Raw genomic sequence first — 14419 nt, 5'->3', positions numbered from 1 at the left:
GCCCCGCATGGTAAAGCAATCAAAGACGAGGTATCCAGTATCTCGTAATGCTGTTTCGCTTAAGTGAACAGCATTAAGCCATTGGCTGCTTTTTTTGGTTTTTACTAACAGGCTTATCGCTCTAGGTGCTCAAGCTTGTCTTCTACACCGTCCCATTCAGCCGCATCAGGAAGGGCATCTTTCTGCTCTGTAATGTTCGGCCAAATCAACGCAAGCTCTTGGTTTAGCTCAACGAATACTTCTTGGCCTTCTGGTAGTTCATCTTCAGAGAAGATCGCACCTGCAGGACACTCAGGCTCACACAAAGCACAATCAATACACTCATCAGGGTTGATGGCTAGAAAGTTTGGGCCTTCGTAAAAACAGTCAACAGGGCAGACTTCTACGCAGTCTGTATATTTACAACGAATACAATTGTCAGTGACGATGAAAGCCATTCGACTTCTCCTAGAATCAGTTCAAAATTTTGCCAGTATTTTAGAGGCATTGCCTGTTTAGCGGCAAGGGGCAATTGTCAGTACCTCTAAATTTTCTGGTATTAGCTTATGCTACTACAGCTCGTTTTTCAGTTTATACAATAGATTAAGCGCTTCGAGTGGTGTTGTGTTGTCTATATCTACCCCTGCTATTGCCTCTTTTAGCTGGCTCGCATCATCTGTTGCAAATAAATCCGCTTGCATGGGGGCGCTTGGACGTATTTGAGGTGTTGCAAGTGGGGTAACGCTTTCTTTTACATGCTGAGGTGTAGATGTTTCGGTGCTCCCTAGATGGGTGCGTTCACCTTCTAATTCTCCTAACTTCTGTCGCGCGTCGATAATGACACTTCTTGGAACGCCAGCTAATTGTGCAACTTGTAAACCATAAGACTGGCTTGCTGGGCCTTCGTGGACTTGGTGCATAAAGACGATCTCGTCTTCATATTCTGAAGCGGTTAAATGTACATTTGCTGCATTAGGTAAGCGGTCCGCTAAAGTTGTTAATTCGAAGTAGTGTGTAGCGAAAAGTACATAACTGCCAAGTTGATTTGCCAGGTATTCTACTGCTGACCATGCCAAAGAGAGGCCATCAAAGGTGCTGGTACCGCGGCCTACTTCATCCATCAGAACCAAGCTGTCTTTGGTGGCATTGTTTAGAATATTTGCAGTTTCAGTCATTTCCACCATGAAGGTTGAACGTCCGCCTGCCAAATCATCAGAGGATCCCATGCGGGTGAAAATACGATCAACGACTGAGATAGATGCTGATTCAGCCGGTACAAAGCTGCCAGTGTGTGCTAGCAGTGTAATGATGGCAATTTGACGCATGTAGGTCGATTTACCACCCATGTTCGGGCCTGTGATCATCAGCAAGCTGCGTTCTTGATGCAGATTCAGATCATTAGGTATGAAAGGATCGGAGATCACTGCTTCGACCACAGGGTGTCGGCCTGCCTGAATCTTCATACCTCCACGGTTATGAACTTCAGGGCAGCAGAAACCTAGTCGGTTCGCTCGTTCGGCAAAACAAGTTAACACATCCAATTGAGCCACAGCTTGGCTGGCGGTTTGTAATGGTCCTAAAATCTCGTTCAGCTTATCCAGCAATTGCTCATAAAGTTGTTTTTCACGGGCCAACGCTTTGGATTTTGCGCTGAGCGCTTTGTCTTCAAATTCTTTTAGTTCTGGCGTGATAAAGCGTTCGGCATTTTTGAGCGTTTGCCGGCGTACGTATTCCGCTGGCGCGAGGTCTGAATGCAATCGGCTGATTTCAATGTAGTAACCGTGTACGCGGTTATAGCCTACTTTTAATGAGGAAATGCCAGTACGCTCTTTCTCTCGACGCTCAACCTCGGCTAAATAATCAGTGGCATTGCTAGACAATGAAATCAGCTCATCCAGCTCCTCGTCATAGCCTTGCGCCATCACACCGCCATCACGAATTACGGAAGGAGGGTTTTCTACAATGGCACGTTGCAACTCTTTGGTCAGTTCTGGTTGTTCGATAAGGCGATCGTACAGTTGTGCGAGGCGGCCTTCAGTAGTGCTGCATCCTTGAATCAAGCTACGCAGTTCTGGCACTGTTTCCAGTGCCCAGCGTAGGCGAACCAAGTCTCTGGGGCGAGCGGAGCGCAAGGCCACGCGAGAGAGAATACGTTCCATATCCCCAATACTTTTAATGGTGCTTTGCAGAGACTCAAATAAGAAATTCTCCATCAGTACATGTGTTGCTGTTTGACGGCTATGAATTTCATTTAGATCACGTATCGGAGTATGCAGCCAGCGCTTTAATAGCCGTGATCCCATAGGCGTGGTACAGCTGTCGATAACGCTCATTAAGGTGTTACTGGCACTGCCATTTAGATTTTGATCGATTTCGAGGTTACGTCGCGTCGCGCCATCAATTAAAACGGTGTCGTCCCTTTGTTCAACGCTGATCGACTGAATATGAGGCAGTGCTGAGCGCTGAGTGTCTTTGGCATACTGTAACAGTGCTCCAGCCGAAGCAATGGCAGCGGTAAATGCTTCACAGCCGAAGCCTGACAGGTCTTTGGTGTTAAATTGTTGAATCAACTGACGATAACTGGATTCGTAGTCAAAGTGCCAAGGACCGAGTTCACTGACCCCGCGTTCTAGTGTAATCAAATCGCGCGCGGGGAAGTCTTCAGAAAGTAGAATTTCCTTAGGTGTGAGTCGTTGCAATTCGCTGACTAAGGCTTCATGGCCATCTACTTCAAATACACAAAAGCGGCCACTGGCCATATCTAGATAGGAAAAACCAAAGACGTCTAAGCCTTTACGTTGTATGTGTGCGACAGATAATAGTAAGTTTTCACGCTTTTCTTCTAGAAACGCTTCATCACTGATGGTACCAGGTGTCACAATGCGGGCGATTTTACGGTCTACAGGGCCTTTACTTGTGGCAGGATCACCGACTTGTTCAGCGATGGCAACAGACTCGCCCATACGAACTAAGCGTGCAATGTAGTTTTCAGCCGCATGAAAGGGAATGCCGGCCATTGGAATAGGTTTACCACCAGAGTGGCCGCGTGCAGTGAGCGTAATATCTAACAACTCGGCGGCGCGTTTGGCGTCGTCATAGAACAACTCATAAAAGTCGCCCATGCGATAAAACAGCATCTGATTGGGGTGCTGAGACTTGAGGCCAAAATATTGGCGCATCATGGGGGTATGGTTGTCTTTGTCTGATTGGCTCATGAGAGTGCTCACGTTGTATGGATGAAACAGGGTCGGTATTCTAAGGCATAATTTATTGATATTTAAGGGAACGCAATGGTTCAAGAGAAATTCCTTAAAGACTTGGTCAAACAAGTCGCGAAACGCCTGACTGAACGTCAGTATCAGCTGGTGACCGCAGAGTCATGCACGGGCGGTCTAATTGGCGCGTATTGTACTGAGATAGCGGGCAGCTCACGCTGGTTTTTTGGTGGGGTGATCAGCTATGCCAATGAAGCCAAAATGGCAGCTTTGAATGTGTCGGAAGCAACGCTTAATACGGAAGGGGCAGTAAGCGCTTCCACTGTGCGCCAGATGTGTGCCGGTGCGTTAGTCCTAGGAGGAAGCGTAGCGGTTGCTGTCAGTGGTGTAGCGGGGCCAAGTGGTGGTAGTCTCGAAAAGCCTGTTGGATGTGTCTATATTGCTTGGCAGGTCAAAGGACAAAAAGTAATTGTAGAGCGTTGTCAGTTTGAAGGTACACGTCGTGCGATTCGACGAGAGGCACTGGCGCGTGCGCTAGAGGGGATTTTGGAGGCGACGGAATAAAAATCTGTGTTTTTATACAGTATTTTCTTGAGCGTTTTTTTAAAACGCGCTACATTAAGCTCAGTTTAAATCTACGGATACATTACCAGTTAGGATTGAAATATGGCTAGCACGGCAGACAACAAGAAAAAAGCGTTAGACGCGGCGCTTTCCCAGATCGAGCGTCAGTTTGGTAAAGGCGCCATCATGAAAATGGGTGAAGGCGCAAAATTAGACATCGATACCGTTTCAACCGGGTCACTCGGTTTAGACATTGCTTTGGGTGCTGGTGGTTTGCCATACGGCCGTATTTGTGAGATTTATGGGCCAGAATCGTCTGGTAAAACAACACTGACGCTAAGTGTGATTGCAGAAGCTCAAAAACAAGGTAAAACTTGTGCGTTTATCGATGCCGAGCATGCATTGGATCCATCGTACGCAGAGAAACTTGGTGTAAACATTGCTGATTTGTTGGTCTCTCAACCTGATACCGGTGAACAAGCGCTAGAAATTTGTGACATGTTGGTGCGTTCAAACAGTGTTGATGTGATTGTGGTCGACTCCGTTGCTGCATTAGTGCCTAAGTCAGAGATTGAAGGTGAAATGGGCGATTCTTCTGTCGGTGTTCAAGCTCGTCTACTATCACAAGCGATGCGTAAACTGACAGGTTCGATTAAACATGCCAACTGCTTGGTTGTATTTATTAACCAAATTCGTATGAAGATTGGTGTGATGTTCGGCTCCCCTGAAACGACAACAGGCGGTAACGCACTGAAGTTCTACAGTTCAGTACGTTTGGACATTCGTCGCATTGGTTCTGTAAAGCAGGGCGATGAAGTTATTGGTAATGAAACGCGTGTTAAAGTGGTGAAAAATAAGATTGCACCGCCGTTTAAACAAGCAGAGTTCCAAATTATGTATGGTGCGGGTATTTACCGCATGGGTGAGATCATTGATTTAGGTGTGAAACAAGGTTTCATTGACAAATCAGGTGCTTGGTATGCTTACGGTGGCAATAAAATTGGCCAAGGCAAAGCAAATGCCGCGCAATACCTTGCGGATAATCCGGCCATTGCTCAAGAAGTTGAAGCGATGATTCGTGAAGAATTGTTGGCTAAGAAAAAGAAACCAGAAGAAGCGGCTGAAGACGTAGCGGCAGAGGCTGAAGAGCTAGACATCTAGCAGTATAGTGAAACTTATAAAAGCAGCCAATTGGCTGCTTTTTTTGCTTTTAATGTTAAAAAAAGTAAGAGTTATGGAGTCTATAAATATTAACCACTACTCTATGTAGAAGCGTTATTTTTATTGAAGGTGTATAGGATGACATTTTTTGTACTGCTTATTATTGCAACAGCAGTATCCACCGTTATGCTACTTGGCAGTGTGTGGTGGTATTGGCGTGTCAAAAAACAACTCGAAAACGAGCCAGTAGAAAAGGATGAGCAGCAGGATACGCCTGAGTCAAATGATACCGAGGTGGCTAGCGACGGTTCGGTTGAAGTCTCGGTGAAAGATGCGTGGTTGGATTTAATAGACCAACAGAAAGACTTATGTAACGAGCTATTAACGACTCAAAATGACAATGAAAATGAAGATCTTACACTTCGTTGCTGGCAAACGTTTTTAGAGGTTGAACGAATTCTGATTCAGGACAGCCATGCAAATGTGGCCGACTATCTGGATAAGTTTGAATTTGTATTGGAGCGTTTAAAGCAGGCTCAAGAAATCGATACATTACTTAAGCAGCTTTCTGTAAGTAATCAGCTATTGAAGCAGCTTAATAAGGTGATTCAAAAGACGGGAGATGCGGCATTTGAACAAATGAATACGACCGCGAACCTGAATTTAAAACTTGATGGCTTGCAAGATAAGTTACATGAAGAGCTTGAATTGGATCAAGAGCTGGCTGATGTGCGCGCTGAGCTTGCAAGTTTGCATGAATTTGCTGAGCGTTTGAAACAAAAAATGGAATCCAAGAGCGATCATGATAAAGAATATTTAGACACGCTCTCTGAATTTCTAGGAAGTGCTTCGTCAGATAGTTTTCTTGCGCCTATTAAAAGTGAGTTGGACGATAAAGTTGTGGAGCTACAGAGCTTGGCAGACTATCGTACTAAGATCATTGAAGAGTTGAAGGAACGTCTTAAAAGTAAGCGCGTGTCAAAGGATGGTAGGCACGTACATTTAGCGGAATATGATGTCGCGTTTGCCAAAATGGAAAAGAGTTTGCTTGAAAGCAACAAGGTGATTAAAGCGCTTGAGCAGAAACTGGAAAGTTTACAAACGATAAAATACAACTTAAATGTCGATGTTCGAAAGCGCGAAGAAGAGCTAAAAGCCAAAGATGCGAAACTGCGTGAGTCGAGAGGTGATGTGCCAATGCAGGCACAAGCATCATTGGCTCGTGAGCAAGATTCTGTTAATGCGATTGTTGAATCTATGGATAAAGTACCTTTCTCTCCAGAATATTCAGATTTTGAAGCAGAGCAAAGTGTCAAGCTGGCTTCATTACAGGAGCTGGTTAATGAGTCTGAGCTGTATGTTAACGTTCTGGAGCGAGACTTAGAGAGAGCTAAGATTGAGCATGACCGGCTCACTGATCGCCTAGAGAGTGGTGAAGAGGCGCCTCTTATGCTGTCATCAGAAGAAAAAGAAGAGCTTGAGAACTTACGTGAGATCAACTCAGAATTAGAGAGTGAGAAGATAAGTTTAATTGAGCAGCTATCTGTTAATTCAGAGGACACTGAAGCTGTACAAGAGCTACAACAAAAAATAAAGGAACTGGATATGAAGATAGAGACAGTCCAAGTGAACTACGTCAATATGGAAGAACGTTATCTTAATTCATTAATGTCTTAGTCATCTTCACTGAATTCGATCGCGTACTTTACTTCGTCAAAGCTAAAACCGCGGTATACGAGATAGCGTGTTTGTTTCGCTTTAGCTTTAAAGTCTCGTTCCGGCGCATCACCAAATTTGCGTTGTTTAAGCTCCAAAGCAAGCTCAAACCAATCTGCCTCTAGGCTTGCAATGGCTTGTTTTGCCAATTCATCACCAATGCCCTTCATCCTGAGTTCATTCATTATGCGCTGTTTGCCAAGAGGCTTAGACGCTCTGCTGCGACTAAATGCCTCAGCGAAACGCTGATCACTTAAATAGTTTAGCTCTGTTAGATAAAGCAGTGTTTGATCAATGATTTCTGATTCATATCCTTTACGAAAAAGCTTCTGCTGAAGCTCTTTTGTTGAGTGCTCGCGTGCGCCTAAAAGCCATAAAGCATAATTTTTTGCGTCTAGTTCGGCCATGGTTCTCTACAGAAAAAAGAAAAGTCATTATAACTGAAAATATTGGTGATTGTTTTGGTGTAATGAACTGCAAAAATATAACAAATCATTTTTATGATCTCTATTTTGGTTGAATTACAGTGAGAAAAACTGCAAATGATCTGCAAAAATAGTCGATAGTTCTATTTTAGAGGTCTGCTATGAAAGTTTGTATTTTAGGTGCGGGTGTTATTGGTTTGACGTCTGCTTATTATCTTGCCAAGAAAGGCATGCAGGTGACCGTAATTGATCGTCAATCGGATGTGGCAATGGAGGCAAGCTTTGCTAATGCGGGTCAGGTGTCTCCGGGTTATTCCGCCCCGTGGGCAGCACCAGGAGTGCCACTCAAAGCAGTGAAGTGGTTATTTCAAAAATACGCTCCTCTGAAAATTAGCCCTGAGCTAGAGCTTAAAAAAGTGGCATGGATGTCTAAAATGCTACGCAACTGTACGGCATCGGCTTATAACACCAATAAGTCTCGTATGATGGCTCTGGCAGAATACAGTCGTGATTGCTTCATCGATCTTCGAAAAGACATTGGTATTTCATACGACGATGGACAAGGCGGGACTTTGCAGCTATTTCGATCTGACGCGCAAGTTGATGGTGCGCAAAAAGACATTAACGTTCTGAAGTCTTTAGGCGTTCCGCATGAAGTATTAACACCGGCTGAAATTCTGGCCGTTGAGCCAGGGTTAGCGCCTTCGATCGATAAGTTTAAAGGTGGACTACGTTTGACGGGCGATGAAACTGGAGATTGCTTCATGTTTTGCCAAGCTTTAAAAAAGCAGTGCGAAAGCATGGGGGTGACGTTCCTGTTTAATACGAGTGTTGAAAAGCTAATCGTGGAACGGGCACGTATTAAGGCGATTAAGACGCTGGTCGATACGATAGAGTGCGATCAATTACTGGTCTGTCTTGGTAGTTATTCAAAAGAAATGCTGAAAGCGATTGGTGTAGATGTGCCTATTTATCCGGTAAAAGGGTATTCGTTGACTGTGCCTATTAGTGATTCTAATTTTGCCCCTATATCTACGATCATGGATGAAACCTATAAAGTAGCGGTTACACGTTTAGGTGATCGTATTCGTGCGGCTGGTACTGCAGAGTTAGCAGGGTATAATCTTGATCTACCCAAAGTTCGAACGGATACCATTACTCATGTTGTGAGGGATGTCTTCCCGCAAGGCGCTGATCTTAGTCAGGCTGAATATTGGACTGGATTACGTCCGATGACGCCAGACGGTACCCCTGTTATTGGTGAAACCCCCATTAATGGTCTGTATCTGAATACAGGACATGGCACGCTTGGGTGGACTATGAGTTGCGGCTCAGCAGCCGTTATTGCTGATATCATGGCAGGTGAAAAGACGGCGATTGATTCGTCTGACCTAGCCGTTAAACGTTATGCAAATTAAGGGGCAGAAATGTCAAGGCCACTTACAGCGACCGTCGATTTAGAGGCGATCCTGTCAAATTATCGTTATGCAAAACAGCTTCATCCAACGTGTAAAGCGTTTGCCGTTGTGAAAAGTAATGCCTACGGTCATGGTGCCGTTCGCGTTGCGCAGTATTTAGAAGGCGAAGCAGATGCCTTTGCTGTTGCGACCATTGAAGAGGCTTTAGAGCTTCGTGAAGCGGGCATTGAAGCACCTGTTATGCTGCTTGAAGGCGTCTTTGAAGCGTCTGAATGGGCGTTATGTCATGAACATGGTTTCTGGGCTGCATTAGAGAATACGATGCAACTTGAAAGTTTGTTGGAACTTGGACAAAGCATTGAAAAAGTATTTGTAAAACTGGACACCGGCATGCACCGACTGGGTGTCACCAAAGAGGTGGCGAATGAGTACATACAGCGTCTTCGTGACAGTGGTTTAGTTGATGAAGTATTGCTGATGACACATTTTTCTTGTGCTGATGACCTTGCTGATCTGACGACAATGAAGCAGTTAACGTACTTTGAACAGGCCCGTCAGTCTATTGAGGGGACAGTTGAAGCCAGTGTAGCCAATTCAGCGGCGATTATGAAATGGAGTGTCCCTGAGGGTGGCTGGATCCGCCCAGGTATCATGCTATACGGTATTTCGCCGTTTGCTGAACTGAGCGGAGTAGAGTTAGGTTTGAAGCCTGCTATGACGTTAACGTCTAAGGTGATCTCTGTGCGAACGGTTACGGCAGGTGAAAAAGTTGGCTACGGTGCCACTTACATTGCAGAGCAGGATCATCAATTAGCCACCATTGCGGTAGGGTATGGTGACGGTTATCCCCGCGCGGCGGATAATGGCACTCCCATGCTGATAAAAGGCAAGGCGGCTGAGTTAGCAGGCCGAGTGTCAATGGATATGATTACCGCTCGTTTGGTACAAGATGGTAGCTCTACTTTAACCATTGGCGATGATGTTGTGTTATGGGGTGACGGTGTGCCGGTAGAGAAAGTGGCGTATTGGTCTGAAACCATTGGCTATGAATTGGTAACCCGCATGACCACTCGACCTAAAATGATCTATGTGGAGGCTGATTAGCCCCATTCTCCCTTCTTTTATTTCATTTGATGCTCTCAAACGAGCATCAAATGCCCATATATGATCAAAAAGTAATGAAATTCATTTTTTAGGTTTTGATCAACTACGCTGTTTCCGTGTACTATTTTCTACCTTTCTAAAGCACTGTAACGGTCTACTTAAAGACAGTCGTGCTGTTTTTTATTCGCCAGATATTTATAGAGATAGAGTCTCATCCAATTATGAAGAGTTCTGAATTACGCCAATCATTTTTGTCTTTCTTTGAAAGCAAGCAGCATCAGATCGTGGAATCCAGTTCGCTGGTTCCTGGTAATGACCCAACGTTATTGTTTACTAACGCCGGTATGGTGCAATTCAAAGATGTTTTTTTGGGGGCCGACAAGCGCCCATACACCCGAGCGACGACATCGCAGCGTTGTGTGCGTGCCGGAGGTAAGCACAATGACCTTGAAAACGTAGGTTACACTGCACGTCATCACACATTCTTTGAAATGTTAGGTAACTTCAGTTTTGGGGACTACTTCAAAGAAGAGGCCATTTCATTTGCGTGGGAATTCTTGACTGGCGTGCTTGGTTTACCAAAAGATAAGTTGTTGGTAACGGTCTACGCGGAAGATGATGAAGCGTTCGGTATTTGGAAAGATCAAATTGGTGTTCCAGAAGATAGAATCATCCGTATTGGTGATAACAAAGGCGCTCGTTATGCGTCTGACAACTTCTGGGCGATGGGCGACACTGGCCCTTGTGGGCCTTGTACCGAAGTATTTTATGATCACGGTGAGCACATTTGGGGTGGACCTCCGGGTACACCTGAAGAAGATGGCGACCGTTTTATCGAAATTTGGAACGTTGTATTCATGCAGTACAACCGTTCAGCAGACGGCACAATGGCAAACCTACCTAAGCCTTCTGTTGATACAGGCATGGGACTTGAGCGTATTGCTGCGATTTTGCAGGGTGTTCACAGTAACTATGAGATCGATTTGTTCCAAAATCTAATCAAAGCCTCTGTCATGGCAGTGGGTACTGAAGATTTCGCGTCTCAGTCACTACGGGTTATTGCCGATCACATTCGTTCATGTTCATTCATGATCGTTGATGGGGTGGTGCCGTCAAATGAAGGCCGTGGTTACGTATTGCGCCGTATTATTCGTCGTGCTGTCCGTCATGGTAATAAGCTAGGTCAGAAACAGCCATTCTTCCATAAGCTGGTGGAAGCGTTGGATGTCGAAATGGGTGAAGCCTACCCAGAATTGCGTAAGCTAAAAGACCGTGTCGCTTCGATTTTACTTAAAGAAGAAGAGCAGTTTGCAAAAACACTCGATCAAGGTATGCGTATTCTTGAGGAGGCGATTGCTAACCTAGGTGACAGTAAAACGATTCCAGGTGAGACTATCTTCAAATTGTACGATACGTTTGGTTTCCCTGCGGACTTAACGAATGATGTTGCGCGTGAAGCGGGTCTTGAAATTGATGAAGAAGGTTTTGAAAAAGCGATGGATGAGCAACGTGCTCGTGCACGTTCAGCAAGCAACTTCACGATGGATATGTCGGGTTCAGTAGACGTTGACGGTCAAACGGAATTTACCGGTTACACTTACCTAGAAGGGCAAAGCCCAGTTGAGCAAATTTTGGTCGACGGCGAGCCGGTTGATGTATTGCAAGAAGGTCAAATAGGTCTTGTCGTACTGACTGAGACACCTTTCTACGGTGAGTCGGGTGGACAAGCAGGCGATCAAGGTTGGTTGCGTGGTCCTGCGGCGGTGAAAGTATCGAATACTACGAAGCAAGGTAAGGTACACCTACACCATGTTGAAGTGCGTGAAGGTTCGCTAAAAGTAGGCGATGTTGTGACCACAGAAGTTGATCGTTCATTACGTAATGCAACGGCGCTTAATCACTCGGCAACCCATCTATTGCACGAAGCGTTGCGTCGTGTTCTAGGGGATCATGTATTGCAGAAAGGTTCTTTGGTTAATGCTGAACGCCTTCGTTTTGACTTTTCTCACTTTGAAGGATTAACAGCTGCTGAGCTCGAGCAAATCGAAGACATCGTCAATGAGCAAGTGCGCTTGAACCACGAAACGATTACCGAAGTCATGGATATCGAAGCGGCCAAAGCGAAAGGCGCGCATGCGCTGTTTGGTGAGAAATACGAAGCGCAAGTACGTGTTTTGACAATGGGTTCTGATTACTCGATTGAATTGTGTGGTGGTACTCACGTTAAGCGTACAGGTGACATTGGTTTATTCAAAATTGTCACTGAAAGCGGTATTGCGGCAGGTGTTCGTCGTATTGAAGCGTTGACTGGTAAAGCGGCCATCGATGCAACGCGTCAAACAGAGTCTTCTTTGTCGCAAATCGCCGGTTTGTTTAAAGCCAGCAAAGAAGTGGCGTTTGATAAAGTTGTAACGTTGAATGATCAAGCGCGTGCGTTGCAAAAAGAAATCGATTTGCTAAAAAGCAAGTTGGCGGCCCAAGCGGGTGCGGATTTAGCGTCTCAAGCGGTTGATATCAATGGCGGTAAGTTGTTGGTTGCGCAAGTTGAAATCGACGATCCAAAAGGTCTGCGTGATTTATTGGATGAGCTGAAAAGTAAGTTAGAGTCGGCCGTGGTTGTGCTGGCGGCGAATAACGATGGCAAAGTAAGCTTGATTGCAGGTGTGACAAAAGAGTTAACGTCTAAAGTTAAAGCGGGTGACCTGATCAAAATGGCGGCCCCTTACGTTGATGGTCGTGGTGGCGGCAGACCGGATATGGCGCAAGCGGGTGGTAGTAAGCCTGAAGGTATTGCCGAAGTGCTGGCTCTTGTTCCGGACTGGGTCAACGAACGAGTATAGTGTGACGCGCCCCTCTGGGGCGCTTTTTATTTGGGATGACGTAATATGGCATTGTTAGTTCAAAAATATGGTGGCACCTCGGTCGGCTCGATTGAGCGTATCGAAGCGGTGGCTGATCGTGTCTTGAAACATAAGCAACAAGGGGACGATATCGTCGTCGTAGTTTCTGCGATGAGTGGTGAAACCAACCGTCTAATTGGCTTGGCAAAGAGTATTCAAGCGACTCCTGATGTTCGCGAAATGGATGTGCTGCTATCAACAGGAGAGCAGGTAACAATTGCTTTGTTGAGTATGGCGCTCATGAAGCGTGGTTTGAAGGCGAAGTCTTATACTGGCAGCCAGGTTCGTATTACAACCGATAATTCACACGGTAAGGCTCGTATTCAAGATATTGATACAGACGCGATGCGTTCTGATTTAGATGATGGGACAGTGTTGGTTGTTGCCGGCTTTCAGGGGGCTGATGAGTTTGGCAATATTACCACACTAGGACGCGGTGGTTCAGATACCACTGGTGTCGCTTTGGCAGCGGCGCTGAAAGCCGATGAGTGTCAGATTTACACCGATGTCGATGGGGTTTATACCACTGACCCTCGAGTGGTTGACAGTGCCCGGCGCTTAGAAAAAATTACGTTTGAAGAAATGCTTGAAATGGCAAGCCTAGGCTCAAAAGTGCTGCAAATTCGTTCTGTTGAGTTTGCGGGTAAATATCAAGTTCCATTGCGTGTGTTGTCCAGTTTTAAAGACGGTGATGGCACGCTAATTACGACTGATGGAGAGAATACTATGGAACAGCCAGCTGTATCTGGTATCGCATTTAATCGAGATGAAGCTAAGTTAACACTAAAAGGTGTGCCTGATGTGCCTGGTGTTGCGTCAAAAATTCTTGGCCCTGTAAGTGAAGCGAACGTTGAAGTGGATATGATTGTCCAAAACGTATCGATGGACGGCACTACAGACTTTACGTTTACAGTGCATCGTAATGATTACGATAAAGCACTGAATGTATTACAAGGTGTAGCAAAAGACTTGAATGCGAAAGAAGTATTGTCAGATGACAAGATTGCGAAAGTATCGATCGTGGGTGTTGGTATGCGATCTCATGCCGGCGTTGCGACCAGTATGTTTAAGGCTTTGGCGGAGGAGTCGATTAATATTCAACTTATCTCCACATCTGAAATCAAAGTATCTGTCATAATTGATGAGAAATACATGGAATTGGCGGTGCGTTCATTACATTCAGCATTCAAGCTTAACGAACCGAATACGGGTGTTAGCGAAGCGTAACACTTTAATACAAGTTCAATGCTTTGGTGTATAGATTCGAAGGTAGAGAGCAGCTACAATTCATCTTGTAAGGAAATCCCTACAAAAGGGTAGGGGTTTCTGATATCTCACAAGGATTTTTAAGGAGAAGTGTTATGCTTATTTTGACTCGCCGTGTTGGTGAAACTCTAATGGTTGGTGATGAAGTGTCAGTGACTGTACTGGGTGTAAAAGGCAACCAAGTACGTATCGGTATCAATGCACCAAAAGATGTTTCTGTTCACCGTGAAGAGATCTATCTTCGCATTCAGAAAGAGCAAGATGAACAAGATACAGAAAATTAAACTTTTTTAAAAAAAAGCCTTTACATAACAACTGGTGTCTCTATAATACGCCGCACTTGTTACGGAGAGTTGGCCGAGTGGCCGAAGGCGCTCCCCTGCTAAGGGAGTATGGGGTGAAACTCATCGAGGGTTCGAATCCCTCACTCTCCGCCATTTTAAATGCGCATCCGTAGCTCAGCTGGATAGAGTACTCGGCTACGAACCGAGCGGTCGGAGGTTCGAATCCTCCCGGATGCACCATTTAGATTGAGTAAAGCAAGAATAAATTAACTAATGCTATCCTGTTAGTTAATCGTGAATAGTTTAGATATATGCATCCGTAGCTCAGCTGGATAGAGTACTCGGCTACGAACCGAGCGGTCGGAGGTTCGAATCCTCCCGGATGCA

At 45.3% G+C, this 14419-nt stretch carries 11 protein-coding genes and 3 tRNA genes; 11 read left to right on the top strand and 3 right to left on the bottom strand.

The features are described from left to right. Positions 1-113 precede the first annotated feature (113 nt). Positions 114-437, bottom strand: a complete 324-nt coding sequence (gene fdxA / locus AYW76_RS18360; RefSeq protein WP_067033709.1) for a ferredoxin FdxA — start codon at positions 435-437, stop codon at positions 114-116. A 114-nt stretch (positions 438-551) separates the two neighbouring features. After that, positions 552-3194, bottom strand: coding sequence for a DNA mismatch repair protein MutS (gene mutS, locus AYW76_RS18355; RefSeq protein ID WP_067223970.1), 2643 nt, complete (start codon positions 3192-3194; stop codon positions 552-554). A 75-nt stretch (positions 3195-3269) separates the two neighbouring features. Here mutS and AYW76_RS18350 point away from each other — a divergent pair, with 75 nt between their 5' ends. The 3 genes from AYW76_RS18350 (at position 3270) to AYW76_RS18340 (ending at position 6596) form a co-directional block, all read left to right on the top strand. Next, positions 3270-3758 (top strand): CinA family protein, encoded by a 489-nt coding sequence (locus AYW76_RS18350; RefSeq protein WP_067223968.1) that lies wholly within the window; start codon positions 3270-3272, stop codon positions 3756-3758. Between the two features lie 102 nt (positions 3759-3860). Further along, entirely contained in the window at positions 3861-4919 is a 1059-nt protein-coding gene (recA, locus tag AYW76_RS18345; RefSeq protein WP_067033714.1) for a recombinase RecA, read from the top strand. Between the two features lie 138 nt (positions 4920-5057). Next, on the top strand, positions 5058-6596 hold the full coding sequence (locus tag AYW76_RS18340; protein ID WP_067223965.1) for a coiled-coil domain-containing protein: 1539 nt from the start codon (positions 5058-5060) through the stop codon (positions 6594-6596). On the opposite strand, the gene AYW76_RS18335 is transcribed toward AYW76_RS18340, so the two are convergent. Then, positions 6593-7042 (bottom strand): regulatory protein RecX, encoded by a 450-nt coding sequence (locus AYW76_RS18335; RefSeq protein ID WP_067223962.1) that lies wholly within the window; start codon positions 7040-7042, stop codon positions 6593-6595. The genes AYW76_RS18340 and AYW76_RS18335 overlap by 4 nt on opposite strands. 179 nt (positions 7043-7221) lie before the next feature. Between AYW76_RS18335 and AYW76_RS18330 the strand changes: the two genes are divergently transcribed. The 8 genes from AYW76_RS18330 (at position 7222) to AYW76_RS18295 (ending at position 14419) form a co-directional block, all read left to right on the top strand. Beyond that, positions 7222-8478 (top strand): D-amino acid dehydrogenase, encoded by a 1257-nt coding sequence (locus tag AYW76_RS18330; protein WP_067223958.1) that lies wholly within the window; start codon positions 7222-7224, stop codon positions 8476-8478. A 9-nt stretch (positions 8479-8487) separates the two neighbouring features. Beyond that, the gene (gene alr, locus AYW76_RS18325; RefSeq protein ID WP_067223954.1) at positions 8488-9582 is read left to right on the top strand and encodes an alanine racemase; all 1095 of its coding nucleotides are present in this window, start codon (positions 8488-8490) and stop codon (positions 9580-9582) included. A 221-nt stretch (positions 9583-9803) separates the two neighbouring features. Beyond that, complete coding sequence (gene alaS, locus AYW76_RS18320; RefSeq protein ID WP_067223950.1) at positions 9804-12422, top strand: alanine--tRNA ligase; 2619 nt, start codon at positions 9804-9806, stop codon at positions 12420-12422. Between the two features lie 45 nt (positions 12423-12467). After that, positions 12468-13709: an aspartate kinase gene (locus AYW76_RS18315; protein ID WP_067223948.1), complete on the top strand. Its 1242-nt coding sequence runs from the start codon at positions 12468-12470 to the stop codon at positions 13707-13709. Positions 13710-13843: 134 nt separating this feature from the next. Then, on the top strand, positions 13844-14032 hold the full coding sequence (gene csrA / locus AYW76_RS18310; RefSeq protein ID WP_067033731.1) for a carbon storage regulator CsrA: 189 nt from the start codon (positions 13844-13846) through the stop codon (positions 14030-14032). Positions 14033-14095: 63 nt separating this feature from the next. Continuing rightward, positions 14096-14185: transfer RNA gene (locus AYW76_RS18305), tRNA-Ser, on the top strand. A gap of 10 nt (positions 14186-14195) precedes the next feature. Then, positions 14196-14272 (top strand) — tRNA-Arg (locus AYW76_RS18300). A 73-nt stretch (positions 14273-14345) separates the two neighbouring features. Further along, a tRNA-Arg gene (locus AYW76_RS18295) sits at positions 14346-14419 on the top strand.

The sequence above is a fragment of the Marinomonas gallaica genome (genome assembly GCF_001639745.1).
Classification (GTDB): Bacteria; Pseudomonadota; Gammaproteobacteria; order Pseudomonadales; family Marinomonadaceae; genus Marinomonas; species Marinomonas gallaica.
The sequence above is the reverse complement of the archived record's forward strand: the minus strand, read 5'-3'. Positions and strand labels throughout refer to the sequence as shown.

Excerpts from the sequence above, each read along its gene's own strand:
- recA (WP_067033714.1), top strand. The coding sequence starts at position 3,861 with ATGGCTAGCACGGCAGACAACAAGAAAAAAGCGTTAGACGCGGCGCTT.
- AYW76_RS18330 (WP_067223958.1), top strand. The coding sequence starts at position 7,222 with ATGAAAGTTTGTATTTTAGGTGCGGGTGTTATTGGTTTGACGTCTGCT.
- fdxA (WP_067033709.1), bottom strand. The coding sequence starts at position 437 with ATGGCTTTCATCGTCACTGACAATTGTATTCGTTGTAAATATACAGAC.
- mutS (WP_067223970.1), bottom strand. The coding sequence starts at position 3,194 with ATGAGCCAATCAGACAAAGACAACCATACCCCCATGATGCGCCAATAT.
- AYW76_RS18350 (WP_067223968.1), top strand. The coding sequence starts at position 3,270 with ATGGTTCAAGAGAAATTCCTTAAAGACTTGGTCAAACAAGTCGCGAAA.
- AYW76_RS18315 (WP_067223948.1), top strand. The coding sequence starts at position 12,468 with ATGGCATTGTTAGTTCAAAAATATGGTGGCACCTCGGTCGGCTCGATT.
- AYW76_RS18340 (WP_067223965.1), top strand. The coding sequence starts at position 5,058 with ATGACATTTTTTGTACTGCTTATTATTGCAACAGCAGTATCCACCGTT.
- alaS (WP_067223950.1), top strand. The coding sequence starts at position 9,804 with ATGAAGAGTTCTGAATTACGCCAATCATTTTTGTCTTTCTTTGAAAGC.
- AYW76_RS18335 (WP_067223962.1), bottom strand. The coding sequence starts at position 7,042 with ATGGCCGAACTAGACGCAAAAAATTATGCTTTATGGCTTTTAGGCGCA.
- alr (WP_067223954.1), top strand. The coding sequence starts at position 8,488 with ATGTCAAGGCCACTTACAGCGACCGTCGATTTAGAGGCGATCCTGTCA.
- csrA (WP_067033731.1), top strand. The coding sequence starts at position 13,844 with ATGCTTATTTTGACTCGCCGTGTTGGTGAAACTCTAATGGTTGGTGAT.